We start from the raw sequence: 26,979 nt of genomic DNA, 5'->3' as shown, positions 1-26,979 counted from the left end.
GGCGATCATTCCCAGCCGCAGTTCACGCTCCGGTCGAGGGCGCTCCGGACGGCCGGGTGAAGCGCCACCACGCCACGCCGCCGTAAAGGAGGATGAGGCCCAGGAGGTTGAGAACCTCGCGCCCCTGTTCGACGAGGCTGGCCCCCATCTGGTTCACCCCGACCATGAGATGGATTCCGGGCGTCGTGGGCAGCAGTCGGGCGAGGAAGGCGAGCCAGGTCGGCGTCGCCTCCGCGGGCCAGGACAGTCCAGCGAGAAAGAAGATGACCAGGGAGGTGCCCATGAGCAGTTGCAGGGGCCGCTCGCGGGTGCGGAAGACGCTCGCCAGGGCAAGCGCCGCTGCAACCGTCGCCGCCACGAAGAGGCTGCCGGCCACGATCAGCGTTCCGGGCGCGGCGGCGGCCCGTGGATAGTCCTGGAACCAGAAGACGAAGCCGGCGTAGTAGGCGACATCGATCCAGCCGATGACGAAGAAGGCGAGCGCGACGCCGAGGAGACGACGGGACGCAAACCGAAGCCGCTCCCCCTCGCCACGCAGGGTGGCCGCCAGCATTGCCAGTCCCATCAGCAGCGTCTGATGAATGATGAGGAAGCCGACGCCCGGAAAGACGGTGCTGCCGTATCCTTCGCGGGTGTTGAACAGCGGGTGCGCGATCACCGACAGGGCCGGCGGCGCCGGCGCGCCCTGCGCCATCGCCTGATCGACGGCGGCCTCGCCCGCCTCGGCCGTGATCGCCGCGCCTATGCCGGCCAGCGCCGTGCTGCTGCGCAGCAGATAGGCGCCGTTGCCATAGAGGGCCACCGTCCCTTGCCCGCCGGTGAGGATGCGACGTTCGAACCCCGCAGGCACGACGACGATCGCCCCCGCCCCTCTCGTCCGCAACCAGTCGTCCGCCGCCTCGGGCGACGGCAGGCGGGCGACGAGATCCGCCTGCTGCAGACCCGAGAGCTTGTGCACCAGCGAACGGCTGGCCCCGGTGTTGTCCAGATCCACCACGGCGACCGGGATCCGGACGGCGACCTCGCCGGAATAGGCGGAAGGGTAGAAGAAGGAATAGAGGATCGTCGACACCACGATCAGCATGAAGGCCGACCGGTCGGCGAGGACCGCGCGAAACGTCGCGATGAAGGCCCGGCCGATCAACGTCGCCCCCAGACATCGGGTTTGCGGGAGGCGGCCAGATATCGCGGCAGGCCCAGCCCGAACCCCACGACCGCGAAGGTCATCAGGATCAGCAGCAGTTTGACCGACATCGCCGCGGGCGCGCCCATCATCCATTGTTCGGCGACGAGACGGGCGAAGGTGGTGTAGGGCAGAAGCGCGCTCCAGACGCGCGCGAAGGCCGAAGCGGATTCGATTGGAAAGACGGCCCCGGCGAAGGCGAAGGAGGCGCCCGCATAGAGGGCGGTCATGGACAGCGCCTGCCCCATGGACAGCGTCAGGCCGACGATCAGCGTGGCCATACCCGCATAAGCGAGATAGAGGCCGACATAGCCCGCCAGGAGCAGGCCGACGCTGCCTTCAACCGGCCAGCCGCGAAACGCCGCGAGATAGATGGTCGCCAGGGCGCCCCAGACGAGAAAGATCGCCACATAGGGCGCGATCTTGCCCACGACCGCCGCAGCGGCCTCGCGCGGCGGCCCGGCCAGCCAGCCGCCGATCGTCCCGTCTCGCAGTTCGCGTCCCAGGGCGCTGACGACCGCCACCATGAACAGCAGATGCAGCAAGGCCGGGTGGATCAGGGCGACCAGTTGCAGCTCGTAGCTGGCCTGGGGATTGTAGAGGATGCGGCTCTGGACCTGGATCGGCGCCGGCCGCACCCGGCCCGGGCCGAGGATCGCCGCGCTCTGTTGCGCGGCCAGGGTCCGGGCCTGGCTCTGGATCACGGCGCCGACCTCGCGCAGCACTGACCCCGAGGGCGTGGAGTAGCTGGCGTTGTAGAAGACCAGCGCCCTGCCCGCCTCGCCGCGCAGCACCGCGCGTTCGAGCCCTTGCGGCAGCATGACGATCGCATAGGCGCGGTTGGACCGCACCACGCTCTCGGCCTCGGCCATATCCTTGGGGCGGGCCGCCACGTGCAGGCCGGGCGAGGCGTCCAGACGACGAACCAGATCGCGAGCGACGCTTCCGCCGTCGGCGTCGACGACGGCGACCGGCAGATCGCGCATAACCCCCGCCGACATCTGCACGGCGACGAGGGCGAGAAGCGCCAGCGGTAGCCAGACGACGAGGAACAGATCCCAGAAGCTCCCGCGCAGAAAGGCGATCTCGCGTCGGGCGCCGGCGAGAAACGCCGCGATCATTGCGGCCAGTCGAACAGGACGGTCATGCCCGGCCGCAGCCCGTCGACGCGCGAGACCGGTGCGACGCGCACCTCGAAACTCTTGACGTCGAAGCCGCTCGACTGCCGGGTCGCACGCCAGGTAGCGAAATCTCCGGCGGGAGCGATGAAGGTCACCCGGAACCGGGCCGTGCGGTTCTCCAGAGCGGGAATACGACCCGTCAGAGTCTGTCCGCGTCGAATCCCGCTGAACTGATCCTCGCGCAGGGTGAGCGTCACCCAGGGATGCTCTATGTCCGTGAGCATGAAGACCGGGAACCCTTGGGGGACCAGTTCGCCGGGCTGGGCGAGCCGCCGGCCCACCTCGCCGGACGACGGCGCCAGCACCCGGGTTTCGCGCTCCGCCGCCTCGACCTCCGCCACGGCGCCGCGCGCCTGCCGCACCTGTCCCCCGGCCGCCTGGCGATCCTGTCGGCGCGCCCCGGCCAGCGCCAGGTCATACTGGGCGCGAGCGGCGCGGGCGGCCTCCGTCGAGGCCACCGCATTGGCCCGGCTCTCGTCGCGCTTCTGCCCCGCGATCACGCCCTGATCGTACATCTCCTGGGTGCGGGCATACGTCGTCTGGGCCAGATCCGCCGCCGCCTGCGCGCGCCGCCATTGCGCTTCCGCGGCCCGGATATCCTCCGGACGCGCACCTTCGTCGGCCTTGTCGGCCGTGGCCTCGGCGGCGACGAGGGCGCCGCCCGCCTGTTCTGAACGTGCCGCGACCTCGGGACTGTCGAGGGTGTAGAGCAGTTGGCCGGCCCGGACCGGCTGCCCCTCCTCCACATGGAAGTCGGCGATCCGCCCCGTCACCTTGCTGGTGATCCGAAGCTCCCGCGCATCCACCATCCCCTGAAGCTGATCGGGAACGGGTCGGTAGCTGAGCCAGAGGCCGACGCCGAGCCCCGCCACGATCAGCGCCCCGATGCCGAGGGGCAGCAGTTTTCGGCGCCGTCGAGACGGTCCGGCGTCGCCCCGTTCCCCGCCCGGCTCCGTGTTCGGCGTCGGCGTGTCCTGGGTGTCGGTCATGGCGCGATCCTTTCGCCCTGGTCGATATAGTCGGGCATGTCCTCGATCCGGCCGCTGACATGAAGAAGGCGGGCGAGCGCGACCACGAAGTCATGGGCGGCCTGGGCGCGCTGGATCCGCGCGCGTCCGACGCCGAGTTGGGCGTCGATGACGTCGAGCGAGGTGGTTTGCTGCACCTGGTAGCCGACCATCTGGACGCGCAGGTTCTCCTCGGCGGCGACGATGGCGCTGTCGGTTCTCTGGAACCGCCGCCGGGCCGCTTCCGCGTCGTTCCAGGATCGGGTCACGCCGATCTCGATCTGGCTTTGCGCCTCGCGCAGCCCCGCCTGGGCCTGGGCGACCTTCTCGCGCGCGGCGCGGACATTCTGCGAGCGATCGACGCCGGAGAAGAGGGTGTAACGGAGACCGACCCCCACGGACCAGTCCGGATCGGTCAACAAGGTGTCCTGACGATCAAAGTTGTACTGGGCGAAGCCATAGACCGTCGGCAGAAGCTCGGCGCGCTGGGCGGTGACCCCGGCTTCCGCCTGGTCTTCCAGGGCCTGGAGCCGCTCCAGCTGCGGGTGGGCGCGATAGGCGGCTTGCAGATAGGTCTCCAGCGGCTCGAGCGGCCGGAGAAGCACGAAGAGAGACGTAGCCGGATCGATCCCCGACGGCGCCCTCAAGGTCCCAGAGAGCGCCGTGTCCGCGCTGGCCAGATTGGCTTCGGCCGTCTCCAGCTCGCGCGCCGCGTCGTCACGCGCCACCTCCACCTGCAGGCGCTGGGCGCGACTGATGAACCCGCCGCGCTCCAGAATCGTCGCATCGGCCAGGTGGCGTTCGAGGCCCGCCAGGACGTCGCGGCGGACGTCCCGAACCCGGGTGAGCAACTGTTGCCCGAAATAGAGTTCGGTCATCTGCAACAGGGCGTTATCGACGACGATCTGGCGCTCAGCCCGGGACTGGCCGAGTTGAGCCTCAGCGGCCGCCTGGGCGGCCGGAATCCGGCCGCCGGAATAAAGCGGGACGGTGGCGGTGATGATCGGCCGCGTGCTGTCGCGTTCCATCTGGAACTGCAACGGATCGCTGATGGCGTAGTCCTGAGCGACATCCGCCAAGGGCCCCAGCGGCAGATAGAGGGTCTTTTGATACCGCATCATCTGGCCCTCGAACTCCACCGTGGGCAGCCGCAGCGTCCTTACAGCGTTTTCCTGGGCTTCCCGGCTGCGGACATCGGCGTCCGACGCCTCAATGGCGTCCGAGCGTTGCAGGAGCCTGGCCTGCGCGTCGGGATAGGTCAGGGGCAAAGGACCAACGGTCTGGAGGCCGGAGGTTTCGGCGTCAGAGATCTGGGCCTTGGATGCGGGAGCGTAGGCGGCCGCACAGGTCGACGAGATCAGCAGGATCAGCAGGATGGAAGGTCGCAAGGTCATGAGCGAGGTTCTCCTTGGCCGACCGTAGCGTTGACATCGATCCATCTCAATACATACCTGTATCGAATGATCCAGAAGACTGCTCTCTTGAGCCCAAGGCCTGTCCGGAGCCGTCCCACGCGTGCCCAGACGCGCGAGCGTATCCTCAACGGCGCCCTGGAAGCCTTCGCCGAACGCGGTTTCCAGGGGGCGACACAGGAGGACATCTGCGAACGGGTCGGATTGAGCCGGCGGGCGTACAACTCCAATTTCCGGTCCAAGGAGGAGCTGTTTTTCGCCATCTACGATCGGACGATCGAACGGCTTGAACGGCATCTCGAAACCTCGATCGCATCGGCCCTGTCCGGACCGGGACCGGCGGTGGAGAACTTCGTCAGGGCGTTCATCGCCGGCTACGCCTTCGACCGCAGTTGGTATCTGCTGCAGGCGGAGTTCGGCCTGCACGCCCTGCGCAACCCCGCAGTGGCGAGCCACTACGCCGCACGGCAGGCTCGCATCCTCTCGGTTATCGAAGAGGCCGTCTGCCGCGTCTGGAGCGGAATCGAGCCCGGCCGCCCCCACGCGTCTTCTCGCGTCGCTCGTCTCATTCTGGCGGTCCACGAAGGCGCCATGTTCCAGCGCCTGCTGGAACCATCCGCAATCAAGGACGGGGAATTGCTCGCCCTCTTCGCCGAGTTTCTGGTCTCAAGGTCCGTCATCGACGCGTGATGAGCGTGGCGCCGCCCGCTCGCCTCCGCCTTCGGCAACGACCGCGATGCAGGCGGCGCAACGCGAGGACAAAACGCCGCCAGCCATGGGCGGACGGCCTATCAAGAGGATAAACGTCCGGTCGGATGATCAGATGAAAGCAAGGCCCCTCTTAAGAGGGGGCCCGGCTCGCCGTCACTTGTCCCCGTAGTAGCTGCCGAAATGGTTGGATGGCGACCACGCCGGGAGCGCTGCCGGCAAGGCCGGCGTCAGATCACCGTAGTCTTCCACGCCGAAAACGACCCTGCCGTCCATGACCGTCAGGACCGATGAAATGGCCTCGATTTCATCCTCCGAGACGGAGAAGTAGTCCCTGTCCAGGATGGCGAAGTCCGCCAGATTCCCGGGCGCGATGGCGCCCAGCTCGGCCTCGGCATTCATGAACCAGGCGCCGCCCCGGGTGAACAGCCTCAACGCCTCGGCCCGCGTGAGCCGGTTGTCATCGGCGAGCGCCTGTGAGCCGGACACGGACTTGCCGGTCACCATCCAACTGATGCCGACCCAAGGGTTGAAGGTGGCGGCCCGGAAGGCGTCCGTCGTCATCGCCAGGGGGATGCCGCTGTCGACCAGCATACGCAGACGCGGGGTCTGCAAGGCCGCTTCCCGCCCGTGCGTCTTGATGAAGCCATCGGCATGCAGCGCCATCTTGGCGTCCAGGGCGATACCGCCGCCCAGTCGCCTGACGCGCTCGATGTTTTCCGGGCTGATGGTTTCGGCGTGCTCCAGGCTCCAGCGCAAGCCGTCGATCGGCACAGTCTCATTCACCCGCTCCAAGGCGTCGAGGAAGGGCGTAATGTTCTCGTTGTAGGAGATGTGCATCCGGAAGGGGATGCGTCGCGCGATCAGCCGAGAGACGTCCTCCTCGACGAAGCGCTGCATCGTGTCAGGATCGATGATCACCGCCGGCCGATCGAAATTCTCGTGATCGTGCACCGCTCCGTTCAGCACCTCGCCCGCCCCGCGATACTCATGACCGTGCTGGAGCGTGGGATGCAGGTTCTGTCCCGGACTGATCGGAGCGGTCCTCGTGATGGCCTCGATCTCCAGATCGACCATATTGACCGGACCGCCGTCGCCGAGTTGGAGGTCCACGAACGGCATGCGCACATTCAGGCGATTGTCGCGGGCCAGCACATCGACCCGGGCTTGCGCTTCCGGGTACGGCCACCGGCCGCCGTTGTCGATGATCGAGGTCACCCCCAGACGGTTCAGGCCGCGAACGCTGTAGGTGATCGAGCTGACCTGCTCCTCGACACTGGGTTGGGGCACCATCGTTTCCAGCGCGAGAAACAGCCATGTGTAGCCATGGATGACGCCGGTGGGATTTCCCCGGCTGTCACGCTCGATCTCGATATCCGGGAGTTGCGCGAACTGTTCGGAGCCGACGTTGAGCGCCGCCATGGCCTGGTCGTTCAAAAGGGCCCGGTTGTAGGCGTACTGAACAATCGCGGGACGATCCGGAACCGCCGCGCGCAGCTCATCGATCGTCGGGAAGCGGTTCTCTTCGAACTGATAGGGCGACCATCCGCCGATGACCTTGACCCACTGGCCCTCCGGCGTGCGTCGCGCCTGCTCGCTGAGCATGTCGAGGGCCTGCCGCAACGTCGGCACGCCGTCCCAACGGACATTGTAGTTGTAGGCCAGGTCATTGAGGACGTGGGTGTGAGCGTCGACGATGCCGGGAATGAGCCTGCGGCTGCGCGCATCGATCACCGTCGTTTGCGCAGTCGACAGGCCGCGGATTTCGGCGTCGGAGCCGACCGAATAGATCCGCCCGCCTCGGACGGCGAGCGCCGACGCTTCCGGCTGAGACCGATTGCCGGTGAAGATCTTCGCATTGACCACGATCAGGTCCGCGCCCGCGCCGGCGACCGGCGCGGTCTGCGCGTGCGCAGTGGTGAACGAGACCGCCGCAACGACGGCGATGAGAAGTGTCCTGATCATTCTGTCCTCGTTTCACTCGCAAGGGGCGCCGGTCCGGCGCGAGCCGGAGCGCCGAAGTTCGGTGCGAGGCCTTGAGCAGCCCCAATGCACAGGTTCTCGCAGCCTCCTCCCTCCGGGATAGACCGCGACACCGGCACACTGTGTCGCCGTGCGAGGAACGCGTACGGTGGCGGCGAAACGATCTAGAGCCGCCTCGCCTTCCCCTCTGTGGACGTACCGGGCAAGCTGGCCTGCCGGCGCACGCCGTTCCAGCGCTTCGCCCCCCGGGATCCAACCGTCAGCTTGGCAGGACAGAGGCTGTAGCGACCGGATTTGCCCCTGGCGGCTGTTCGCGTCGGCTCGGGCGGCGTCTGCCCGGATGGAGGGGCCAATCGGTCCGGCCTCCGGCTACGGACGGCGTTTGCGACGGCGCCCTCAGGCGGCTTGCCTCACTCTCTTGCCTTTCCAACCTTCCCCGAATGGAGACGCGGTGGCGCACGAAAAGGCGCTAGCGTCGGGCGAAGGCGAGGCTCAACTCGGTGCGCGGGCGGAAACAACGCACGGCGAGGCCATATGCTTTTCTCAGTTTCCGACTTCCGCCGAACGGGCGTGCTTGCGGCGGCCTGTCTCGTCGCCGGCTTCATCGCGCTGAGCATCCATGTCGGCCTGCTCGCCGCAGGCGTCCCCTTCCCCATTCCGACCCCGCCATTGTGGGCGACATGGCTGCACACCGCCTTGGTCGCGGGCGGCCTGATCATGGCGCTTGCAACCGCGGGACCGCGGGGACTTGGTGGATCTTTGGCGGGCCGGACGCTGCTCGCCTTCGCCATACTGGTGCTGCTGCAGGAGACCTTCAGGGTCGCGGTCATGAACGGCGTGGTCACCGGCGGCTGGGCCTATGGCGCGATCGGCCTCATCAAGCCCCTGCTCCGGTCCCTGATCCTCGCACTGCTCTGCGCGGTGGCGGTGCGTTGGGCGCGTGGACCGATCTCGGCGATGGCCGCGGCGCTCGCGGCGGCGGCCGTGGCGACCGGCGCCCAACGCCTGATCCATCCGTTTCTGAACCCCTGACTCGACACCTTCGATCATCTGTCGCGCGCCCCCCTGTTCGTCTTCCCCTATCCCTTCCATGTCACCGTCGCCGCCTACGTCAGCTTCATCGAGGCCGTCGTCGGCGCCGTCATCCTGACCGCGCTGATCTGGGATCGTCTGCCGGCCCGGCTATGGGCGCGACTGGCCTCGCTGGCGCTCCTGACGGCCCTCATCAAAGGCGTCGTGGGCGGGACCGTCCTCTATGGCGTCTTCACCGGCGACAACCCCTGGATCGGCCTGTTCAGCTGGAGCCAATTCCTGCTGGAGTTCCTGGCCCTCGGCGCCCTGATCGGGGCGGTTTGGGGCAGGCTTGGGCCTGACGGTTCACCAGCCGGCCTTCCACCACCCTGAAGACGGACCGATGAGCGGGGAAGAGGCCCTGATACGGTCCCGTTCAACTGCGGGCCGTGCGCCAGTTGGGATAGGTCACATAGGCCGTCCTGGCGCCGTCGGCCCCGGCGGTGATGGTCACCTCCACCCCCTTGGGCATGTGCACGATTGCGCCGGGCGCGGCCGAAACGGTTTTCCCCTCTGACGTTACTTCAAGTCCGCCCTCCAGCACGATCATGACGTCATCAACCCGCATGGTTTCGGTCAGTCTCGATCCCGCCCCCCAACGCCCGTAGCCGATGCTGATCGGCGCGCCGTCGGCGTCATTAACGACATCGCCGGTTTCAATCTCGTCTTTCTGGCCGGGCGAGCGCTCCATTGCGGCGTCGGCGAATATGAATCCCTGCATCTTCATGGTGCGGCTTCCGTCTGTTCGTCTGCAACGCAAATTCCCGACGGCCGGGACCGTTCCTCGAGATGATCCCCGATCCCGCCAGGGTCGCCCTGCGCCTTGTTGGTGAGGAAGACGCGACGAGCGCGGCGGCTGGACGCGACGGATGCCGATGCGCCCGGAATCCGAGCCGCTTCCGACCAGGGCGGCGCTTATTAGTATTTGAAGGTCGCCATGGCGCTGGCGAGAAAGATGGTCTGCGATGATCCGGTCTCGCGGATGAAGGGACCGGCCCCGAGGGCGCCGGCCGAAACCGCCAGCGCCAACTCCTGTGTCGCGCGCCATGTCGCTGACAGCTCGATCTGGGTGCCGATATAGCGAGCGTTGCTGCCGCGGCCGCTGCGGACCAGCGCTCCTGGAATGGAATAGACTCCGTCGCGAGTGCTCTCGCGCCAGTAGGCCGCCCCCATCAAGGTGACGTCCAGGTCGTCACGGGGACGAAGGGTGACCGAAGGCTGGAGGTGAATGAGGTTGCGAGGACCGATCGGCGACTGGGCGACGAAGTACCGCCCACGGGGGAACAGGGCGTTGAAGGTGTTCAGCTCGGGGTCGTCGGGGTCGTCGTCGCCGGAGATGTAGTCGATCATCATAACGACTTCGGGACTGAGCGGAGCTGTCGCAAATCGGCGACGGATTTCGCCGCCCACGCCCCAGGCCGCTGTGCGGCATCGTTGAACTCGCCGCGCTGGATGACGCCCTCGACGTTCCATCGCCATCCGCCTTCGACCCCGAACCAGCGCATGCCGAAGGAGTGAACGGTCTGGCGACCCGAGCCCTGGTCATAGACCGCGTTACGATCCCGGAATCCCAACCAATAGAGATCAACGCCGGTCCGGCGGTCTTGGGCAAGCCACTGGGTTCCATAGAGCCCCCACAACGCCTTCTGGTCCGAGGACCGGTCATCGAAGTCGCCAACACGGTTTTCGACGGGCCGCAGACCCAGGGCGGTGATCCGACGCGTTCCCCGGGTCAGGGAGACATCGGCGCCATCGAACGCCAACGGCACATTCACGCCGTAGCGCGTATCCACCAGACGCCCGCCGCCCAAGGATCGCAGCCGCCGCCCAGCGGCTAGATCCAATGTGGTCCCCGACGCAATCTCCATCTCCAGGCCGACGAAGCCCTGCAGGAAATCGACGCCCGTCGTATCCACAGGCGTCTCGACGCGATCGGCTCCGGAAATGTCTGAGATGATCGGCTGGGCGAACACGCGCAGCTGACCCATATGCAGGTCCGCGTAGGGCATCACACGGTTCCAGAGATAGTCGTTGCGTGGCTGCTGCCCCCATTGCCCGTGCTGGTAGGATTCATATCGGGTCCGCGCCTCAAGGCCGGTGGTCAGATACAGGTCTCCGGCGTCGTTGAGCGGAAGGTATTTGAACGGTTCGGTCCAGCGCCCCGTGCGCCTCCGCGGGTCCGCAAGAACCGACCAATCCTCACTGTATCGCTCGATGGTGATGCCGGGGCCGCCCACGCTCGCCGGCGCCTGAGCCCAGGCAGCCGGCGCCGAAACGGCGATGGCCGCGATCCCCGTCAGACATCCTCTCCAGCAGAGCCGACGCGCGAAGGGCTTCTCGGCCCCGCGACGGAGCGACCCGCTGCGCCGCCCGGCCATGGCGAGGAAGGAAGAGGGATTGGTCGGGTCGAAGGGGTGGCGGGACGCCATGCCGAATCTCTCTTGTTGGAGGTGGAGCAGACGCCGACAGCGCCGACCCTTGCGACATTGGCAGTTCCGATTTCGATGCGGTATGGCCCCATGGGGCTACGCAGTGTCGCCCAAGGAGGAACAATCATGGACATCGACGAACTGCGCACCTTCGTGGAGGTGGCGGACACCCTCGGCGTTTCGCCCGCTGCGCGGCGGCTGGGCGTCGCCAAGTCCGTCGTCAGCCGCCGCCTTTTCAGGCTGGAAGCGGATCTGGGCGTGCAACTCCTGTCGAGAACCACGCGCGGCGCCGTCCTCACCGAGGCGGGCGCGGCCTTTCGGGACCATGCGGCCCGGATTTGCGCTGAGGTCGACACGGCGCGGGAGACGATCGCGCCACAGGGGGAGCTTCAGGGCCGTCTGCGTGTCGCCGCGCCCCTCACCTTCGGCCCGACCCACTATGCGCCTGCCCTCGCTGAAATGGCGCGACGGCACCCCAAGCTCACCTTGCAGACCTGCTACTCGGATCGTTTCGTCGACCTAGTGGCCGAAGGTTTCGATTGCGCCATTCGGGTCGGCTATCTGCAGGATTCCACCCTGATCGCCCGCAGGTTCGGGTCCGTGTACGGCAAGCTCGTCGCCAGCCCCGATTACATCCGCCTCCATGGCGCGCCACAGGCGCCGGACGACATCATGGACCACGAGGCTCTGATGCAGGGGTCCGAGACCTGGCAGTTCATCGATGGCGACCGAACCGTCTCGATCCGTCCCCGCGGCCGGTTCAAGGCTGACAACGGAACCGCGCTCGTCTCGGCGGCCCTGGCTGGGCTCGGGCTGGCCTGGTTGCCGGACGATTTCACCCGGCCCCACGTGGAGGCCGGCAGACTAGTGGAGGTGATGCCGCAGTTTCCGGTGCCGCCGGGCGGGGCTTACGTCCTCAGGCCGCCCGGCCAGCATCCGTCCCGCAAGATTCGCGTCTTGACCGAGTTGCTCATCGAGATGTGCGTTTAGCTCTGAAGGGTCGCACGGCCGGAGCCAACTCCAGTCGGGCTGTTTGAGCCCCAGATAGCCGACGCCCCGCGTTGCCGGAATGGCGACACCGAGGCGCTCGCCGCGCGACTACTCATCCCCGATCGGAACAGGGATAGTCGAGCTTCTCGCAGCAGCCCGGAGCCCGACGTGCCCAATATTCTCGCGCTCACCAGCAGCGTTGCGGGCGACGCCTCGGTCTCGAGCCTCCTGGTCGACTACGCCGTTCGACAGTTGGTGGAGTTTCACAGCGGCGGGGCGGTCACGCGACGCGACCTCGGCCAGGACCCGATCCCTCATCTGACGCCCGAGACCGTCGCGGGCGTGCGCGCCGTGGCCAATACCGCGCCGGAGCTGACGGCGCGTCGGCTCTCCGACAAGTTGATCGGCGAGGTCTTCGCCGCCGATGTCATCGTGATCGGCGCGCCGATGTACAACTTCAGCATACCCACCGGTTTGAGAGCGTGGTTCGACCACGTCATACGGCCGAGGATCACGTTCGCTTACGGCGAGGCGGGCGTCCAGGGCCTCGTCACGGGCAAGAGGGCGATCGTGATCCAGTCCCGCGGCGGCCTCTATACCGAAGGCCCCTTGGCGAGCCTGGATTTTCAGGAACCCTATCTTCGCCTCCTGCTCGGCTTCATCGGGATCAGCGATGTCGCGTTCGTCCAGGCTGAGCGGATCAGCCTTGGACCGGACGCCCGAGAAGCGGCGATCAACCAGGCGAAATCCACAATCGCGGTCGTCGCCGCTCAGCCCTTGTCCGACGACGTCTAGACCCCGCCTCGGCGAGCCCCCGGCTGGCCAGCCCGAGCCCTGCCCTTGGGAGCGAGCGAGCCACCGATGCCCCACCCACGTCCCGCCGTCGCTGCGCGTTGAAAAGGAGGTCTTCCATGCCTGACTTCGCGCCGCCCGCTGTGAATCACGGCTCCGTTTTCGCCGACATGCGCGCCCACCACGTCGCCATCCGCACGCCCGATCTGCAGCAAGCTCTCGACTTCTACGTCGGCGTTCTGGATTTCCGCATCGTTGCGACCTGGCCTCACGGCGACAGCCTGCTCGCCTATATCGCCCCGCCCGCTGACGACCATTTCTACGTCGAGATTCTGGGAGGCGGCGCGCCAGTACCGGTCGAGACTCGCCCCTACGCAGATTTGAGCGATAGCCTGCAGTATCGCGGCTATCATCACCTCTGTTTCGCCGTCGCCAGCGTGGACGCGACCATCGAGCGACTGCGCGCACGCGCGGTGACGATCGTGACAGATCCCTTCGTCGTCCCCGCGATCAACCGCAAGCTCGCGTTCTTCTGCGACCCCTTCGGCAATCTCATCGAACTCGCAGAGGTCCTGAGTTGATCACAGACCATGTCGCCTATGATCGACCGGCGGCGGAGGCCGCGCTGACAATGCCGTCCCACCCCGCCATCGCGACATCGACGACGCTGTCGAGTTCGGAACGGTCGGCGCCGTTGCGGGCCCGGATCGACATGCCCGCCTGGACGGTCTCCACAAAGCGCGCCAGTCGCGCGGTGTCGAGATCCTGCGGCAAATCTCCTTCCGCCACGCCTCGATCGATGCGGGCCTTCAATCGGCTGAACGTCGTCTCCACGTCTTTGGCGAAGGCCTGAAGCGCGGGCAGGCCCTCGCACCCCATGGAGGCGATCGTGGCCATACAGCCGCGCGGGATGTCGAAGACCGCGCCTGAGAAGGCGGCGGCTGAATCGTGAAGAAAGGCGGCGGTCGCCTCGCGTGCTGTCGTCGCCTGGCGGGCGCGATCCCAGGCCAGACCCTCATATTTCCGCACGTAGTGATGCAGCGCCTGGGTGAAGAGGTCGTCCTTCGATCCAAAGGCCGCGTAGAGGCTCTTGGCGCCTATGCCCATGGCTTGGGTGAGGTCCGCGATGGAGGTCGCTTCATAACCCTTGGACCAGAACAGGGTGGTCGCCGTGTCGAGCGCGGCGTCACGATCAAACGCCCGCGGTCGGCCGCGGCCGCGCCGCGCCGGAAGCGCCTCGGAAAGGGGTGAATCTAAATTCTGCATTGAATGATGTATAATTCCGTTGACGCCCATTTTCAACGTCCCTACCTAATTATGCACCAGTCACTGCATAAATGGATGAGACGATGATTGATCTGAGTGGGAAACGCGCCCTCGTCACCGGCGGCTCTCGCGGCATCGGGGCGGCGATCGCTCTGGCCCTGGCCGAGAACGGTGCCGATGTCGCCTTCACCTACGCCAACTCCCCCGATCGCGCAGAGGGCGTCAGAGGCGCGATCGCAGTCAAGGGGCGCAGGGCTTTCGCCATCAAGGCCGACAGCGCCGACCCCAAGGCGATTGAACGGTCCGTCGCGGAGGCCGTCACAGCACTTGGCGGGATGGACATCCTCGTCAACAGCGCCGCAGTGGGCTTCAATGGCCTGATCGCCGATCTCGATGTGGACGCCTACCAGGCGATGATGGACATCAACGTCCGGGCCCCGGTGCTGTTCTCCAAGGCCGCCATCCCGCATCTGACCTCGGGCGGACGCATCATCTTTATCGGCTCCAGCCTGGGGGATCGCGTCCCAATCCCGGGCGTGACCGCCTACGCCATGTCGAAGTCGGCGCTTCTGTCTTTGACGCGTGGTCTTGCCCGCGAACTGGGGCCACAGGGCGTCACGGTCAATCTGGTCGCCCCCGGCTCGACGGATACCGAGGCCAACCCGGCGGACGGCGAGAGCGCTGAGTTCCAGCGTGGTTTGACGGCGCTGGGACGTTTCGCCGAGCCGGCCGAGATCGCCAACGCCGTGGCCTTCCTGGCCAGTGCGGCCGCCGGCGTCATCACCGGCTCCGTCCTGACCGCAGACGGCGGCGCCACAGCGTGATCCCTAAGACGCCTCCGGTTCTTGCAGCCGGAGGCGTCATGGCGGCCAGCGCCCCATGAGATCATTGGCCCGGACGCACCGCATTAAAGCTGAGGGATCCGCCGATCATCACCGAGCACGATCCCCATGGTCCGTCGCATCAATCGCGGGCTGAAGCCCAGGCCGCGCCAGGCTTTCGGCTGGCTCCGACATCCCTGACGACATCCAGCAGAGCGCGCAACGCAGGGGGGATAGACCGATGCCCAGGGAAGTAGAGCGCCAGCCTCTCTTCGCCCGGCATCCAGTCCGAAAGGACCTGGCGTAAACGTCCCCGCGTCAGCGCACCGGACGCCGCAAACTCTGGAACGTAGGCGATGCCCAAACCAGCGACGGCGGCGTCCACCATCAGCGCCTCGTCATCAAGGACCAGACGGCCGCTGATAGCGAGCGCTAGCGGAGTTCCGTTGCGCTCGAACTCCCAGCGATAGGGTTTGCCGCTCGGCAATCGGTGGCCGATGCAGCGATGGCGATTCAGAGCTTCCGGCGTGTCCGGCGTGCCGGCGCGCTCGAGATAAGCCGGAGCCGCGACGCACACGTATCGAAGCCCGGCAGGCATGGGCGCCGCGATCATGTCCTTGGGGATCATGTCATGCGGCCGTACGCCGACATCGAAACCCTGTTCTACAATATCGACGAGACGATCCTTCGCGACGATATCCACGGTCACCTCGGGAAACCGTTCGGCCATCTTCGGCAGGATGTCGCGGACAAACATCGCCACGGCCAGACGCGGTGCATTCAGACGGACCACGCCCTGCACCTGCCCGCGGAATGGAGCGACGCTCTCCAACGCGTCGTCAAGCAGGTCGAATGCTGGGCCCAGGCCTTCGAGCAGACGGATTCCCGCCTCAGTGGGTGAGACGCTCCGCGTTGTCCGATTCAGCAAGCGCACACCGAGACGTGTCTCGAGCGTCCGCAAGGCGTGGCTGAGCGTCGAGGGAGCCACGCCCAGCTCATCCGCCGCCCGCCGAAAGCTGCGAAGGCGGGCCACCGTCGCAAAGGTCATCAGATCGTTTAGCGACGGGCGGGCCATTCGTGGGATTATTTCATCAACTCGTGCGGAATTGAACGTCTAACCGATCAAATCGACGTCTCCTACCTTCGATCAGCCCCGACAAGCTCGGCGCAAAACCTCAACAACCGAGACGTAACTCCAATGTCTGACCGCGAAGCGATCTTCCCACCCAATCGTCACGCCCTTTACGATCTTCATCGCTATTCCGCCGCCATTCGGTCCGGTGACCTCGTCTTTGTGTCCGGACAGGTCGGCAGTCGCGAAGACGGCTCGCCCGAGCCTTCGTTTGAGGATCAGGTCAGAAGGGCGTTCGCAAATCTCGAAGGAGTCTTGACCGCCGCCGGCTGCGGGTTCGACGACATCGTCGATGTGACCACCTTCCACACGAACCCAGACGCCCAACTGGAGACGGTGATGGCTGTCCGAGCAGAGCTTCTCGGCGGACCGCCTTACCCCAACTGGACCGCCATCGGAGCCACTTGGCTGGCAGGGTTCGATTTCGAGATAAAGGTGATTGCCCGCGTGCCAGGGGATTTCCCCAAGGCTGACCCCGGCATTTCACATCCCTGTTGATAGCCCTGCGGATCGGATATCGGCTCTAACGGGCCGATATCTCCGTCTTCAGGACCTCAGTGACCGTCGGAAAACATCCGGGTCGCGCGCTTTCGGCATTCGAAAAGTGCGCTCGTATCGGATGCGTCAGAAGACAGCCGAGCCGGAACAAAGTGTGCGCTAACGGCGCGCATTGCGCCAATCAACCTACCCGATCCAACAGGGCGATGATCTCCTCGATCTTGCGACGCTGCTCCGCTGGGTCACCCGAGACGATGGCGTCCTCGACGCAGTGGCTGAGGTGCCCCTTCAGCATCTCGTTTTCGAACCGGCCCAAGGCGGCCTTAATGGCCCGGACCTGGGTCAGGATGTCGATGCAATAGCGGCCGTCCTCCACCATACGCGAGACGCCGCGCACCTGGCCCTCGATGCGGTTCAAACGCTTGGTCAGCGCGGGCTTGTCGTGGTGATGCATGGTCGGATCATAGCGTGGATCACCCATTTGCAAAATACCCTATGGGGGTATAATTGCGGTCCATAGTTAAGGTCGAGGATCGCCCATGTCGCATGACCATAGCCCGCACGATCACCGTCATTCCCAGGGCCCCGACGCCCAATCCTCGACCAACGCCACAGCGAAGGATCCCGTCTGCGGCATGACGGTCGATCCGGCGAAGACGACCCACCATACGACGCACGACGGGCACGAGTTCCACTTCTGCTCGGCCGGTTGCCGAGCGAAGTTCGTCGCTGATCCGGCGAAATACCTGACGCCCGCCGCGCCCGAACCCGTCAAGCCCGGCGTCATCTACACCTGCCCCATGCACCCCGAGGTGCGCCAGATCGGCCCGGGAGCCTGTCCAAAATGCGGCATGGCGCTGGAGCCGGAAGACGCCACGGCCGGCGCCGGCCCCAATCCCGAGATCGCCGACTTCACCCACCGGTTCGTCGTCGGCGCCGTCCTGACGGTCCCCCTGTTCGTGATGGAGATGGGCTCGCACCTGCTCGGTCTGCACATTCCCCTACCCCACGGCTGGAGCGGATGGGTCCAGTTCGCCCTGGCGACGCCGGTGGTGTTGTGGGCGGGCTGGCCGTTCATCGCGCGCGGCTGGACCTCGGTCAGGACTTGGAACCTGAACATGTTCACCCTGATCGCGCTCGGGACCCTGGTCGCCTGGGGTTTCAGCACGGCCTCGGTCGTCGCGCCCGACCTGATCCCCGACGCCTTCAAGGACATGCACGGCCAGCCGCCCCTCTATTTCGAGGCCGCCGCCGTCATCGTCACCCTGGTGCTCTTGGGCCAACTGCTGGAGTTGCGCGCCCGCGAACGTACCTCCGGCGCCATCCGAGCCCTGCTGGACCTGGCGCCAAAACAGGCCCTGCGCATCCGGTTGGACGGAACGGACGAGGAGATCGCCGTCGAACACATTGCCGTGGGCGACCGCCTGCGCGTGCGGCCGGGCGAGAAAGTCCCGGTCGATGGCCGCCTGATCGAAGGCCGGGCATCGCTGGACGAGTCGCTCGTCACCGGTGAATCCCTGCCGGTGACGAAGCAGGTCGGCGACGATCTGATCGCGGGCTCGTTGAACGCCACCGGCGGCTTCGTGATGGAGGCCGAGAAGGTCGGAGCCGACACCCTGCTGAACCAGATCGCCGCCCTGGTGGCTAAGGCCCAGCGCAGCCGCGCGCCGATCCAGCGGCTGGCCGACCGCGTCTCCGCCTGGTTCGTGCCCGCCGTGGTGCTGGCGGCGGTCGCGGCCTTCATCGTCTGGTCTGTGATCGGGCCGGAGCCGCGTCTGGCCTATGCGCTGGTCGCGGCGGTCAGCGTGCTGATCATCGCCTGCCCCTGCGCCCTGGGTCTGGCCACGCCCATCTCGATCATGGTCGGGGTGGGGCGCGGCGCCCAGGCGGGCATACTGATCCGCGACGCGGAAGCATTGGAAACCTTCGCCTCTGTCGACACAGTGGTGGTCGACAAGACCGGCACCCTGACCGAGGGCCGCCCCGCCCTGACCGCCGTCCAGCCCGCGCCCGGTTTCGACGAGGCCGAATTGCTGCGCCTCGCCGCCGCGGTCGAGCGGGCCAGCGAGCACCCCATCGCCCGCGCCATCACCGAGGGCGCTTCCGCGCGCGGGATCACGCCCGCCGCCGCCGAGGACTTCGACAGCCCCGTCGGGCGCGGGGCCTTGGGCCTGGTCGAGGGCCGCCGCGTGCTGATCGGTTCAGTCGGCTTCCTGAAGGACGAAGACGTCGACGCCTCCGGCCTGTCCGCCCCGGCCGACGCCCTGCGCGCCGATGGAGCGACCGTGGTCATCGTGGCCGTGGACGGCGCGCCCGCGGGCCTGCTGGCTGTGGCCGACCCGGTCAAGGCGACCACGGCCGAGGCGGTCGCGGCCCTGCACGCCGAGGGCGTTCGCATCCTGATGCTGACCGGTGACAACGAAACCACGGCCCGTGCCATCGCTGCCCGCCTGAACATTGATGAGGTCCGCGCCGACGTCAGCCCCGCCGACAAGGCCGCCGTGGTCGAAGCCCTGAAGGCTGAAGGCCGTCGCGTCGCCATGGCCGGCGACGGGGTCAATGACGCGCCCGCCCTGGCCGCCGCAGACGTCGGGGTGGCGATGGGCGCGGGCTCGGACGCGGCGATCGAGAGCGCGGGCGTCACCCTGCTCAGCGGCGACCTGAACGGCATCGTCCGGGCGCGACGCCTGTCGCGCGCCACGGTGTGCAACATCCGCCAGAACCTCGGCTTCGCCTTCGGCTACAATGCGCTCGGCGTGCCTCTGGCGGCGGGCGTCCTCTATCCGGCCTTCGGCCTGCTGCTCAGTCCGATGATCGCCGCCCTGGCCATGTCGCTGTCGTCTGTCAGCGTCATCTCCAACGCCCTACGGCTTAAGGGCGTCCGGCTGTAGAAGGCAGAGCGCCGAAAGTCCTGCTTGCCGATCGGCCCGCCATCGGACGACCAGTCAACGCGGAGTGACGTCTGGCGCCTGTAGCATTCTGCGCGGCGGGTTCGACGAGGCCTAAAACGCGACGATCACCCGAAGCTCAGTCCCGTCACCACAGGTCGCAAGGAAGGCGTCTGGCTGCACGCGTCAAACGGTCAGGCTCGTAAAAGTCTGTGGCTACCGGAAACCTACGGGTAGCGCTTGTCTGCACATCGCGCTCGACTCAGCTTCTCGCGATCCTCGCGCAGCGGCTCAGGAGGCGTCACATGACCGAGCCTCGGCTCTTCACTGAAAAGGAGGCCGCAGAGTACCTGGGCCTGCCAGCGGCCAGCGTCCGCAAACTATCGTTCGGGCACGTGCGGCTCGGAACACGACATCGATACGACCGCAAGGTTCTGGACGCCCATCTTGACCGGCTGGCCGGACTGGATTCTTCTGCGGAACTGAACGTGAACAAGGCCGATGCCGAACTCGCCCGCTTCATTGCCGATCACCCGGATGCTGCCCGGGGTCCATAGGATCAAGCGCGCCAAGGCGAACCGGGTTTTTGAATACTGGTACGCGTGGCGCGGCGGTCCGCAAATCCTGGCGGCGCAAGCTTCCAGCCTGCGCTCCCTCGCGCGAGAGGTCGCCCGAAAGGCGCCGGCGGCGATGGAGGCCTATCGCGCGCAGATCAAGACCGAGAAAAGCGCGACCGACGAGCCGACACTCTACGGCTTGATCACGCGCTACCTCGACCTGATGAACCAGGACAAATCACTGGCTCTTCGAACCAAGACGGATCGCCGCAAACATCTTGACCTCGTACGGACGGAATTGGGTGATCTAACGCTGGCCGCCCTCACCTCGCCTAAGGCGCGATCCTTCTTGCTCACCTGGCGCGACAAGCGAGCGAACACGCCCAAGACCGCCGACGAGCTTCTGGGCGCGCTGTCACTGGTTCTGAACTGGGCCGTGAACCGGGGTGAGTTGGCTACGAATCCCGTCGCGAACTTCCCGCGCATCTACAAGGTCAACCGGGCCGACATAATCTGGGAGCCGCAGCATCTGGAGACCATCCTGGCCTACGCTGACCCGCCAATCGCGGCGGCGATCCGACTGGCTGCGGTCACGGGTCTGCGCAAGAACGACCTCATCGCCCTGCCTTGGGCGGCGGTGAAGGAGAACGCCATCATCTGGCAAACCGGCAAAAGCCGGGGCCGAAAGAGCGTGGTCCTTCCGATCACGGACGCTGTCCGGGAGGTACTGGGCTCCCTTGAGCGCGGCAGTTGCCCGACCGTGCTGTCCACCTCCGACGGTGAACCGTGGACACCGCCAGGCCGCGGTCTGGACAGCGGCGTACAACGCGCCCGCAATGATGCTGAGGAAGCGGCGCAGACGCGTTCAGGATCGGAAGCGACCGCCGGTCTGGATGGACTGCGCTTCCATGACCTGAGAGGCACCGCGGCGACGAACTACATCCTCGCCGGCCTGCCGCTCGACGACGTGGCCACGATCCTGGGGTGGGAGTTGCAGCGTGTGAAGGAGATCGCCCGGCGCTACGTCACAGGGGAAGCTATCGGATTGGGTATGATCGCCCGGCTTCAGGAAGGGCAGAACAGAAGGCCAACTGTAAAACCCAGTGTAAAACCCACCTCCCTCAGGAGAGGTCAAAAGGGCTCAAATGCAGTGAGGGCGGTGGCTGGGGAACTAGGACTCGAACCTAGAATGACGGTACCAAAAACCGTAGTGTTACCATTACACCATTCCCCAGCGGACCGGCGTTTCCGAAGCACTCTGTGCGGCGGAGGCGGTCAGATACGCCAAGCCGTTTTGGGATGCAACACCCTCTTTCAGGACTATTTTCGCTTACCGTGAAGATGGGTCAAAATGGGCGCTTGCGGCCTATCGAACCCATGGCTATAAGCCGCGTCCTCACTTCGGGGCGACGCCGCCAGGCCAGCCCCCACGGTCGGAGTGTGGCTCAGCCTGGTAGAGCACTGCGTTCGGGACGCAGGGGTCGGAGGTTCGAATCCTCTCACTCCGACCATCTTCTCCTCAGAAAAATCGACGATGCGACAGCGGGTCTTCGCCGCTGCCATGTCCGCTTCAGTCGTCGTTCGCCGCACTCTCCGTCGCCTGACGCGCCACCGCATTCAGATGCGCTCCAACCGACTCGATGGTCCTAGAGCCCAGTGCCTTTCGGCGCGCGGTCAGATCAGGCGATCCGACGTCATAGTCGGCCATCAGTCGCCGCACGAACGCCCCGCCTTGAACCTCAGCCAACACCTGATCCATCGCCCGGCGAGATTCGGCTCCAATGACACGCGGTCCGGTCAGGTAGGCGCCGTATTCCGCCGTGTTCGAAATCTTGGCGAAAGCGCCCGCGATGCCGCGTTCGTACATCAGGTCGGTCACCAGCTTCGTTTCATAGAAACACTCGAACCACGCCACTTCGGGCGGATAGCCGGCGTTGACCAGCTTCATGAAGGCCGCGTCGATCAGTTCGGCGATGCCGCCGCACAGTACGACCTGTTCGCCGAACAGGTCGCTCTCGCACTCGTCGCGCATCGTCGTTTCCAGAATGCCCTTGCGCCCGCAGCCCAGCGCCGCCGCATAGGACAGGCCCAGGGCATGCGCGCTGCCCGTCGCGTCCTGCTGCACGCCAAACAGGCAGAAGACCCCCTCCCCGGCTTCGTACAGATCGCGGATGCGCGGCCCGATCCCCTTGGGCGAGGCCAGGATGACGTCCAGATCCGCGCGCGGTTCGACCAGGCCGAATCGCACCGACAGGCCGTGGGCGAAGACCAAGGCCGCGCCCGGCCGCACGTTCGGCTCCAGTTCGTCGCGCCACAGATCGCGGTGCGCCTCGTCTGACGTCATGACGGCGACCACGTCGGCGCCCGACGCGGCCTGTGCGGCCGTCATCACCTCAAACCCGTCGGCGCGCGCCAGGTCTCGCGTCTTGGAGCCGGACTTCAGACCCACCACGATATCGGCCACGCCCGAATCGCGCAGGTTCAGCGCATGGGTCCGGCCCTGGCTGCCGTAACCGATCATGGCCACGCGCTTGCCGCGGATGATCGAAAGGTCGCAGTCGCGATCATGGAAGACGGGCAGCGGATTGGGTAGGGTCTGGGTCATGACCGCCTTCATAACCCCATCCGACGTCGTCGCCTTCTGGAAAGAGGCTGGGCCCGAAAAGTGGTTCGCCAAGGACGAGGCGTTCGACGCCGATTTCCGCGACCGAGGCAGAGACCTGCATTGGGCCGCCGCGCGTCGCGAACTGGACGGCTGGATGGACACGGCTGAGGGCGCCTTGGCGCTGTTGATCCTGCTGGACCAATATCCCCGAAACAGTTTTCGCGGCACGGCGCATCAGTTCGCCACCGACCCGCTCGCCCTGATGTTCGCCAACCATGCGGTGGCCCACGATCTGCATCTGGCGGTCGAGCCGGCTTTGAAGAACTTCCTGCTGCTGCCGTTCGAACATTCCGAACGGATCGAGGATCAGGACCGCTACATGGCCTTGATCGCGGGCGACGAAGAGCTGGAGAAATGGGGCAAGCTGCACCGCGACATCATCGTCCGCTTCGGCCGCTTCCCGCACCGCAACGCCGCACTAGGCCGCCAGACAACGTCTGAAGAACAAGCCTTCCTCGACCAAGGCGGCTTCGGGGGTTGATTCGATCCACAACGATCCGATCGTGACCACCGACGGCTCATTGGCGAACGACTGATTCGGGTGGAAGCTGACGTCATGAACGCTCAGGTCGCCATCGCTGAACTTCAGGCTCGCATCGCCGCAGCGCCGGCTGATCATCCCGAGCGGCAATATCTGAATCTGCTGCGCGACATCCTCGACAATGGCGTCCGTCGCGACGACCGCACCGGCACCGGCACCTTGGGCGTCTTCGGTCGCCAGATGCGGTTCGATCTGTCCAAGGGTTTCCCGGTCCTGACGACCAAGAAGCTGCATCTGCGGTCGATCATCGTCGAACTGCTGTGGTTCCTGCGTGGCGAAACAAACATCGCCTATCTGAAGGACAATGGCGTCCGCATCTGGGACGAATGGGCCGACGCTGAGGGCGAGCTGGGCCCAGTCTATGGCAAGCAATGGCGGTCCTGGACTGCGCCGGACGGCCGCGTCATCGACCAGATCGAGAAGCTGGTTCATGGGCTGAAGACCAATCCCAACAGCCGTCGCCACATCGTCACCGCCTGGAACCCGGCCGATGTCGACGACATGGCCCTGCCGCCCTGCCACTGCCTTTTCCAGTTCTTCGTCGCCGACGGAAAGCTCAGCTGCCAGCTGTATCAGCGTAGTGCCGACGTCTTCCTGGGCGTGCCGTTCAACATCGCCTCTTACGCCCTGCTGACGCTGATGCTGGCCCAGGTCGTGGGGCTGGAGCCGGGCGATTTCGTCCACACCTTCGGCGACGCCCACCTTTATCTGAACCATCTCGAACAGGCCGAGCTTCAGCTGACTCGCGAGCCCCTGCCCCTGCCCGTCATGCAGATCGCGCCCAAGACCGACCTGTTCGCCTTCGACCTCTCGGACTTCACACTCGAAGGCTACGAGGCCTGGCCGCATATCAAGGCGGCAGTCGCGGTCTGATGAACCTCAAGGACCTGCAGGCCGACGTCCTGCGCATTTCCGACATCTACGCCGCCGAACACGACATCGACCGTGACCGCGACTGGGCGCTGCTGAAGCTTCAGGAAGAGCTGGGCGAACTGACCGCCGAGCACCTGCGGCTGACCGGCCGCGCACGAGGCGCGCCCGACAGCCGGGCGCTGGGCGACGAGGCGGCGGATGTGCTGGGGATGCTGCTGATCTACTGCGCGCGGGCGGGTGTCGATCTGGATCACGCCATGCAGCGCAAATGGCTGAAGTGGCTGGACAATCAGACTGAAGCTTAGGCTTCGGGCGCAATCATGATCATCGGCGTCAGGCGCCGAACCAGGTCCTGATCCGTAGTAATGCGTTCGACCACGATGCTGTTCTTCATCATGCCCATCTGCATGGTGGCGCGAAAGGCGATCACGTCGCCCGGCGCGGCGATGAAGCCTTCGACCGTCGGCTTGCTCTGTTTGCCCGCCAGACCGCCGAACGCCATCGACACCTGGTGGCCGCCCGGCGAGACCGAAATGGCGGTGAAGCGCGGGCTCTTCAGTTGGGCCACGAACTTGTCGTCCACCGACAGGTCCATGCCAGCGGCCTTGCCCACGAAGCCTTCGCGATAGACGATCAGCAAAGCCTGGTCGTGAAACTGAGGGCGAAACGCCAGTGCGGCCTGTTTCTGCTCCGCCGTCGCCGCCTTGCCCAGCTTTGTGCCCGCCAGATTGGCCATGATGTAGGCGGTGAACACGCCCAAGAAAGCACCGACCATCATCGGCAGATAGCCGGCGTCGACTCCGGCGGATGAGAACAAGAACGCCAGCCCACCGCTGATGACGAACGCGACTAGGAAACCGACCACGATGGCGGGGAGATACTTGCTCACAACGGGGCTCGCGTTCATTGGATGGGCCACCTCAACGCATCGATACGGTCAAGGTTCTTGCCCCAGCCCCTCATTTCCCTGGTCGTCGCGCGTGGACGCAACGGCGTCATCGGCCGAAATGGCGACCTGCCCTGGCGGCTACGCAGCGATCTGCAGCGCTTCAAGGCCATCACCGTCGGCAAGCCCTGCCTGATGGGCCGCAAGACATGGGAAAGCCTGCCTTTGAAGCCTTTGCCCGGTCGGCTGAACATCGTGCTGACGCGTGACGAATCCTACGAAACCGACGGCATGTCCAAGGGCGCGCTGGTCTGCGCCACCCTGGACGAAGCCATCGAGATCGGGCGCGAGACAGCCGAGGACGATGGCGTCGATGAGATCTGCATCATCGGCGGCACCGCCCTGTTCGAGGCGTCCCTGCCCCGCGCCAGGCGCCTGTACATCACCGAGGTCGAGGCCTCGCCCGAAGGCGACGCCGTCTTTCCTGCATTCGACGAAACAGCCTGGGTCGAGGTATCGTCAGAATCGCACCCGGCAGGCGAGAAGGACGATCATGCCTTCACCTTCCGTGTGCTGGAACGCCGCTAGGAGAAACAGATGTACGTCACCACGACCAACGACCTGCCCGGCTTTCGCGTCACCCGCCACATCGGCCTGGTTCGCGGTGTCACGGTGAGATCGCGCAACGCCATTTCCGACGCCATCGGCGGGGTCCAGTCCATGCTGGGCGGCCGCGTCGGCGCCTATGTGAAGCTGGCTGAGGCCGGGCGTCAGGAAGCCTATGACGAACTGGTCAAACACGCCCAGGCCCACGGCGCCAACGCCATCCTGGCCGTCCGCTACGACGCGACGGAGATCATGCCGGGCGTGACCGAGGTCCTATGCTACGGCACGGGCGTGATCGTCGAGCCGGCATAACCGGCTCGATGTCTCACGATCAGGACAGGGTCATCAGGTCCGAACGCTCGAAGTTGCGCAGCTCGTCTTCGCGACCGTCGCGGATCTTGGCGACCCACTGAGGATCGGCCAGCAGCGCGCGGCCGACGGCGACCAGGTCGAACTCCTCGTTCTCCAGACGGCGCAGGAGACCGTCCAGCGAGGCGGGCTTTGAACCTTCGCCGCCGAAGGCCGCGATGAACTCGCCGTCCAGGCCCACGGACCCGACGGTGATCGTGGGCTTGCCCATCAGCTTCTTGGTCCAGCCGGCGAAATTCAGGTCCGAGCCTGCGAATTCCGGCTCCCAGAAGCGGCGCTGCGAGCAATGGAATACATCGACGCCGGCGTCCGACAGCGGGGTCAGCCACTCGACCATCTGCTCCGGCGTCTCGGCGATGCGGGCCGTGTAATCCTGAAGCTTCCACTGCGACAGGCGCAGGATGATGGGGATGTCGTCGCCGACGCCTTCACGCACCGCTTTCACGACCTCGGCGCCGAAGCGGGCGCGGTCCGCGATGGTTGGTCCGCCCCAGCGGTCCTCGCGCGCATTTAGGCCGCCCCAGAAGAACTGGTCGATCAGATAGCCATGGGCACCGTGGATTTCGACGGCGTCGAAGCCGAGGTCGCGAGCCGCGCGGGCCGACCGGCCGAAAGCGGCGATCGTGTCGGCGACATCTTCCTCCGTCATCGGCTCCAGCTTGGTCTTGCCCGGCATGGTCATGCCCGACGGGCTGTCTACCTTGCCCAGCGGCGCCCAGTCCTCGCCGCGTCCCCTCGCCGAGCCCACGTGCCAGATTTGCGGCGCGATCAGACCGCCGGCGGCATGAACCTCTTCCACCACGGACTTCCACTCCGGCAGCGCTTCGCCGTGGAAGACGGGAACATTGGCGTCGTTACGCGCCGCAGGACGCTCGACGACCGTGCCCTCGGTGACAATTAGACCCACCCCGCCCTCGGCGCGACGGCGATAATAGGCGGCGACGTCTGAGGTCGGGATGCCGTTCGGCGAGAAGGACCGCGTCATGGGCGCCATGACGATGCGGTTGGGCAGGGTCAGCCCCTTGATCGTGAAGGGACTGAACAGGGCGTCGAGGCTCATCGGAACTCCTTGAGTATCTGTAGCATCCAAGGTGGCGAACAGGGTTGCGTTTGAAAACCCC

At 66.0% G+C, this 26,979-nt stretch carries 27 protein-coding genes, 2 tRNA genes and 2 pseudogenes; 17 read left to right on the top strand and 14 right to left on the bottom strand.

Annotated elements, in window-relative coordinates; translation table 11 throughout:
• Positions 1–22: 22 nt before the first annotated feature.
• Genes BVE01S_RS04525 through BVE01S_RS04510 form a run of 4 tightly spaced genes read right to left on the bottom strand, consistent with a single transcriptional unit; the run spans position 23 to position 4,765 of the window.
• Entirely contained in the window at positions 23–1,144 is a 1,122-nt protein-coding gene (locus BVE01S_RS04525) for an ABC transporter permease (RefSeq protein WP_054765653.1), read from the bottom strand.
• On the bottom strand, positions 1,141–2,304 hold the full coding sequence (locus BVE01S_RS04520) for an ABC transporter permease (RefSeq protein ID WP_066624828.1): 1,164 nt from the start codon (positions 2,302–2,304) through the stop codon (positions 1,141–1,143). The genes BVE01S_RS04525 and BVE01S_RS04520 overlap by 4 nt, the downstream gene beginning before the upstream one ends.
• On the bottom strand, positions 2,301–3,353 hold the full coding sequence (locus tag BVE01S_RS04515) for an HlyD family secretion protein (RefSeq protein WP_017505076.1): 1,053 nt from the start codon (positions 3,351–3,353) through the stop codon (positions 2,301–2,303). Before BVE01S_RS04515 ends, BVE01S_RS04520 begins: the two co-directional genes overlap by 4 nt.
• Complete coding sequence (locus BVE01S_RS04510; protein ID WP_054765651.1) at positions 3,350–4,765, bottom strand: TolC family protein; 1,416 nt, start codon at positions 4,763–4,765, stop codon at positions 3,350–3,352. Before BVE01S_RS04510 ends, BVE01S_RS04515 begins: the two co-directional genes overlap by 4 nt.
• Before the next feature lie 87 nt (positions 4,766–4,852).
• On the opposite strand from BVE01S_RS04510, the gene BVE01S_RS04505 reads away from it, so the two are divergent.
• Positions 4,853–5,473, top strand: coding sequence for a TetR/AcrR family transcriptional regulator (locus tag BVE01S_RS04505; protein ID WP_218015907.1), 621 nt, complete (start codon positions 4,853–4,855; stop codon positions 5,471–5,473).
• 174 nt (positions 5,474–5,647) lie between these two features.
• Here the strand turns inward: BVE01S_RS04505 and BVE01S_RS04500 are convergent, their stop codons facing one another.
• Positions 5,648–7,456, bottom strand: a complete 1,809-nt coding sequence (locus tag BVE01S_RS04500) for an amidohydrolase (RefSeq protein WP_054765650.1) — start codon at positions 7,454–7,456, stop codon at positions 5,648–5,650.
• A 552-nt stretch (positions 7,457–8,008) separates the two neighbouring features.
• Here BVE01S_RS04500 and BVE01S_RS04495 point away from each other — a divergent pair.
• Together BVE01S_RS04495 and BVE01S_RS16735 are read left to right on the top strand one after the other, a co-directional pair.
• Entirely contained in the window at positions 8,009–8,506 is a 498-nt protein-coding gene (locus tag BVE01S_RS04495) for a hypothetical protein (RefSeq protein ID WP_066624816.1), read from the top strand.
• Between the two features lie 204 nt (positions 8,507–8,710).
• On the top strand, positions 8,711–8,878 hold the full coding sequence (locus BVE01S_RS16735) for a hypothetical protein (RefSeq protein ID WP_157076424.1): 168 nt from the start codon (positions 8,711–8,713) through the stop codon (positions 8,876–8,878).
• A 43-nt stretch (positions 8,879–8,921) separates the two neighbouring features.
• Here BVE01S_RS16735 and BVE01S_RS04490 read toward each other — a convergent pair whose 3' ends face one another.
• Positions 8,922–9,272: a EutQ-related cupin domain-containing protein gene (locus BVE01S_RS04490; RefSeq protein WP_003167189.1), complete on the bottom strand. Its 351-nt coding sequence runs from the start codon at positions 9,270–9,272 to the stop codon at positions 8,922–8,924.
• 191 nt (positions 9,273–9,463) lie between these two features.
• Positions 9,464–10,923 (bottom strand): annotated as a pseudogene (locus BVE01S_RS04480) (alginate export family protein).
• Positions 10,924–11,100: 177 nt separating this feature from the next.
• On the opposite strand from BVE01S_RS04480, the gene BVE01S_RS04475 reads away from it, so the two are divergent.
• From BVE01S_RS04475 to BVE01S_RS04465, 3 genes are all read left to right on the top strand, one after another.
• Entirely contained in the window at positions 11,101–11,964 is an 864-nt protein-coding gene (locus tag BVE01S_RS04475) for a LysR family transcriptional regulator (protein WP_066624814.1), read from the top strand.
• Positions 11,965–12,132: 168 nt separating this feature from the next.
• Complete coding sequence (locus BVE01S_RS04470) at positions 12,133–12,759, top strand: FMN-dependent NADH-azoreductase (RefSeq protein ID WP_054765648.1); 627 nt, start codon at positions 12,133–12,135, stop codon at positions 12,757–12,759.
• Positions 12,760–12,875: 116 nt separating this feature from the next.
• Entirely contained in the window at positions 12,876–13,337 is a 462-nt protein-coding gene (locus BVE01S_RS04465; RefSeq protein ID WP_054765647.1) for a VOC family protein, read from the top strand.
• A 16-nt stretch (positions 13,338–13,353) separates the two neighbouring features.
• On the opposite strand, the gene BVE01S_RS04460 is transcribed toward BVE01S_RS04465, so the two are convergent.
• Positions 13,354–14,022 carry a TetR/AcrR family transcriptional regulator gene (locus BVE01S_RS04460; RefSeq protein ID WP_003167195.1) on the bottom strand — a complete coding sequence of 223 codons (669 nt, stop codon included), beginning with the start codon at positions 14,020–14,022 and terminating at the stop codon, positions 13,354–13,356.
• A gap of 83 nt (positions 14,023–14,105) precedes the next feature.
• Here BVE01S_RS04460 and BVE01S_RS04455 point away from each other — a divergent pair, with 83 nt between their 5' ends.
• The gene (locus tag BVE01S_RS04455; RefSeq protein WP_066625028.1) at positions 14,106–14,846 is read left to right on the top strand and encodes an SDR family NAD(P)-dependent oxidoreductase; all 741 of its coding nucleotides are present in this window, start codon (positions 14,106–14,108) and stop codon (positions 14,844–14,846) included.
• A gap of 139 nt (positions 14,847–14,985) precedes the next feature.
• Here BVE01S_RS04455 and BVE01S_RS04450 read toward each other — a convergent pair whose 3' ends face one another.
• Positions 14,986–15,891, bottom strand: coding sequence for a LysR family transcriptional regulator (locus tag BVE01S_RS04450; protein ID WP_244878352.1), 906 nt, complete (start codon positions 15,889–15,891; stop codon positions 14,986–14,988).
• Positions 15,892–16,041: 150 nt separating this feature from the next.
• Here BVE01S_RS04450 and BVE01S_RS04445 point away from each other — a divergent pair, with 150 nt between their 5' ends.
• Complete coding sequence (locus tag BVE01S_RS04445) at positions 16,042–16,473, top strand: RidA family protein (RefSeq protein WP_003167198.1); 432 nt, start codon at positions 16,042–16,044, stop codon at positions 16,471–16,473.
• Between the two features lie 181 nt (positions 16,474–16,654).
• On the opposite strand, the gene BVE01S_RS04440 is transcribed toward BVE01S_RS04445, so the two are convergent.
• Positions 16,655–16,954: a metal-sensitive transcriptional regulator gene (locus BVE01S_RS04440; protein ID WP_174523843.1), complete on the bottom strand. Its 300-nt coding sequence runs from the start codon at positions 16,952–16,954 to the stop codon at positions 16,655–16,657.
• 58 nt (positions 16,955–17,012) lie between these two features.
• On the opposite strand from BVE01S_RS04440, the gene BVE01S_RS04435 reads away from it, so the two are divergent.
• The 3 genes and pseudogenes from BVE01S_RS04435 to BVE01S_RS17435 all read left to right on the top strand — a co-directional run.
• The gene (locus tag BVE01S_RS04435) at positions 17,013–19,364 is read left to right on the top strand and encodes a heavy metal translocating P-type ATPase (RefSeq protein ID WP_054765645.1); all 2,352 of its coding nucleotides are present in this window, start codon (positions 17,013–17,015) and stop codon (positions 19,362–19,364) included.
• A gap of 302 nt (positions 19,365–19,666) precedes the next feature.
• A complete protein-coding gene (locus tag BVE01S_RS16730; RefSeq protein WP_003167202.1) occupies positions 19,667–19,918 on the top strand; it encodes a helix-turn-helix domain-containing protein in 252 nt (83 codons plus the stop codon).
• Positions 19,863–20,897: pseudogene (locus tag BVE01S_RS17435) on the top strand (tyrosine-type recombinase/integrase); the annotation flags it as partial. The gene BVE01S_RS16730 and the pseudogene BVE01S_RS17435, both read left to right, overlap by 56 nt.
• Positions 20,898–21,078: 181 nt before the next feature.
• Here the strand turns inward: BVE01S_RS17435 and BVE01S_RS04425 are convergent.
• Positions 21,079–21,152, bottom strand: a tRNA-Gln gene (locus BVE01S_RS04425).
• Positions 21,153–21,352: 200 nt separating this feature from the next.
• Here BVE01S_RS04425 and BVE01S_RS04420 point away from each other — a divergent pair.
• Positions 21,353–21,429: transfer RNA gene (locus BVE01S_RS04420), tRNA-Pro, on the top strand.
• Between the two features lie 59 nt (positions 21,430–21,488).
• Here BVE01S_RS04420 and ilvC read toward each other — a convergent pair.
• Complete coding sequence (gene ilvC, locus BVE01S_RS04415) at positions 21,489–22,523, bottom strand: ketol-acid reductoisomerase (protein WP_084375292.1); 1,035 nt, start codon at positions 22,521–22,523, stop codon at positions 21,489–21,491.
• On the opposite strand from ilvC, the gene BVE01S_RS04410 reads away from it, so the two are divergent.
• From BVE01S_RS04410 to BVE01S_RS04400, 3 genes are all read left to right on the top strand, one after another.
• Complete coding sequence (locus tag BVE01S_RS04410; protein ID WP_066624810.1) at positions 22,522–23,064, top strand: DUF924 family protein; 543 nt, start codon at positions 22,522–22,524, stop codon at positions 23,062–23,064. The two genes, ilvC and BVE01S_RS04410, sit on opposite strands and share 2 nt — an antisense overlap.
• Before the next feature lie 75 nt (positions 23,065–23,139).
• A complete protein-coding gene (locus tag BVE01S_RS04405; RefSeq protein WP_066625022.1) occupies positions 23,140–23,997 on the top strand; it encodes a thymidylate synthase in 858 nt (285 codons plus the stop codon).
• Positions 23,997–24,302, top strand: coding sequence for a nucleoside triphosphate pyrophosphohydrolase family protein (locus tag BVE01S_RS04400; RefSeq protein ID WP_066624807.1), 306 nt, complete (start codon positions 23,997–23,999; stop codon positions 24,300–24,302). Before BVE01S_RS04405 ends, BVE01S_RS04400 begins: the two co-directional genes overlap by 1 nt.
• Here the strand turns inward: BVE01S_RS04400 and BVE01S_RS04395 are convergent.
• Positions 24,299–24,886, bottom strand: coding sequence for a hypothetical protein (locus BVE01S_RS04395; protein ID WP_066624805.1), 588 nt, complete (start codon positions 24,884–24,886; stop codon positions 24,299–24,301). The genes BVE01S_RS04400 and BVE01S_RS04395 overlap by 4 nt on opposite strands.
• Positions 24,887–24,943: 57 nt before the next feature.
• Here BVE01S_RS04395 and BVE01S_RS04390 point away from each other — a divergent pair, with 57 nt between their 5' ends.
• Both BVE01S_RS04390 and BVE01S_RS04385 read left to right on the top strand, forming a co-directional pair.
• Positions 24,944–25,471 carry a dihydrofolate reductase gene (locus BVE01S_RS04390; protein ID WP_088582859.1) on the top strand — a complete coding sequence of 176 codons (528 nt, stop codon included), beginning with the start codon at positions 24,944–24,946 and terminating at the stop codon, positions 25,469–25,471.
• A 9-nt stretch (positions 25,472–25,480) separates the two neighbouring features.
• Positions 25,481–25,801, top strand: a complete 321-nt coding sequence (locus BVE01S_RS04385) for a YbjQ family protein (RefSeq protein ID WP_039243695.1) — start codon at positions 25,481–25,483, stop codon at positions 25,799–25,801.
• 19 nt (positions 25,802–25,820) lie between these two features.
• On the opposite strand, the gene BVE01S_RS04380 is transcribed toward BVE01S_RS04385, so the two are convergent.
• Positions 25,821–26,918: an NADH:flavin oxidoreductase gene (locus tag BVE01S_RS04380; protein ID WP_066624802.1), complete on the bottom strand. Its 1,098-nt coding sequence runs from the start codon at positions 26,916–26,918 to the stop codon at positions 25,821–25,823.
• Positions 26,919–26,979 lie beyond the last annotated feature (61 nt).

This window comes from Brevundimonas vesicularis NBRC 12165, from assembly GCF_001592205.1.
GTDB lineage: Bacteria > Pseudomonadota > Alphaproteobacteria > Caulobacterales > Caulobacteraceae > Brevundimonas > Brevundimonas vesicularis.
Note: the sequence above shows the minus strand (reverse complement) of the source record. Positions and strands in the feature narration are given on the sequence as shown.

What these genes read in the sequence shown, in the direction of transcription:
- BVE01S_RS04520 (WP_066624828.1), bottom strand. Translation starts at nt 2,304, where the DNA reads ATGATCGCGGCGTTTCTCGCCGGCGCCCGACGCGAGATCGCCTTTCTG.
- BVE01S_RS04515 (WP_017505076.1), bottom strand. Translation starts at nt 3,353, where the DNA reads ATGACCGACACCCAGGACACGCCGACGCCGAACACGGAGCCGGGCGGG.
- BVE01S_RS04510 (WP_054765651.1), bottom strand. Translation starts at nt 4,765, where the DNA reads ATGACCTTGCGACCTTCCATCCTGCTGATCCTGCTGATCTCGTCGACC.
- BVE01S_RS04500 (WP_054765650.1), bottom strand. Translation starts at nt 7,456, where the DNA reads ATGATCAGGACACTTCTCATCGCCGTCGTTGCGGCGGTCTCGTTCACC.
- BVE01S_RS04495 (WP_066624816.1), top strand. Translation starts at nt 8,009, where the DNA reads ATGCTTTTCTCAGTTTCCGACTTCCGCCGAACGGGCGTGCTTGCGGCG.
- BVE01S_RS04490 (WP_003167189.1), bottom strand. Translation starts at nt 9,272, where the DNA reads ATGAAGATGCAGGGATTCATATTCGCCGACGCCGCAATGGAGCGCTCG.
- BVE01S_RS04475 (WP_066624814.1), top strand. Translation starts at nt 11,101, where the DNA reads ATGGACATCGACGAACTGCGCACCTTCGTGGAGGTGGCGGACACCCTC.
- BVE01S_RS04465 (WP_054765647.1), top strand. Translation starts at nt 12,876, where the DNA reads ATGCCTGACTTCGCGCCGCCCGCTGTGAATCACGGCTCCGTTTTCGCC.
- BVE01S_RS04460 (WP_003167195.1), bottom strand. Translation starts at nt 14,022, where the DNA reads ATGCAGAATTTAGATTCACCCCTTTCCGAGGCGCTTCCGGCGCGGCGC.
- BVE01S_RS04455 (WP_066625028.1), top strand. Translation starts at nt 14,106, where the DNA reads ATGATTGATCTGAGTGGGAAACGCGCCCTCGTCACCGGCGGCTCTCGC.
- BVE01S_RS04450 (WP_244878352.1), bottom strand. Translation starts at nt 15,891, where the DNA reads ATGACCTTTGCGACGGTGGCCCGCCTTCGCAGCTTTCGGCGGGCGGCG.
- BVE01S_RS04445 (WP_003167198.1), top strand. Translation starts at nt 16,042, where the DNA reads ATGTCTGACCGCGAAGCGATCTTCCCACCCAATCGTCACGCCCTTTAC.
- BVE01S_RS04440 (WP_174523843.1), bottom strand. Translation starts at nt 16,954, where the DNA reads ATGGGTGATCCACGCTATGATCCGACCATGCATCACCACGACAAGCCC.
- BVE01S_RS04435 (WP_054765645.1), top strand. Translation starts at nt 17,013, where the DNA reads ATGTCGCATGACCATAGCCCGCACGATCACCGTCATTCCCAGGGCCCC.
- BVE01S_RS16730 (WP_003167202.1), top strand. Translation starts at nt 19,667, where the DNA reads ATGACCGAGCCTCGGCTCTTCACTGAAAAGGAGGCCGCAGAGTACCTG.
- BVE01S_RS04410 (WP_066624810.1), top strand. Translation starts at nt 22,522, where the DNA reads ATGACCGCCTTCATAACCCCATCCGACGTCGTCGCCTTCTGGAAAGAG.
- ilvC (WP_084375292.1), bottom strand. Translation starts at nt 22,523, where the DNA reads ATGACCCAGACCCTACCCAATCCGCTGCCCGTCTTCCATGATCGCGAC.
- BVE01S_RS04405 (WP_066625022.1), top strand. Translation starts at nt 23,140, where the DNA reads ATGAACGCTCAGGTCGCCATCGCTGAACTTCAGGCTCGCATCGCCGCA.
- BVE01S_RS04400 (WP_066624807.1), top strand. Translation starts at nt 23,997, where the DNA reads ATGAACCTCAAGGACCTGCAGGCCGACGTCCTGCGCATTTCCGACATC.
- BVE01S_RS04385 (WP_039243695.1), top strand. Translation starts at nt 25,481, where the DNA reads ATGTACGTCACCACGACCAACGACCTGCCCGGCTTTCGCGTCACCCGC.
- BVE01S_RS04380 (WP_066624802.1), bottom strand. Translation starts at nt 26,918, where the DNA reads ATGAGCCTCGACGCCCTGTTCAGTCCCTTCACGATCAAGGGGCTGACC.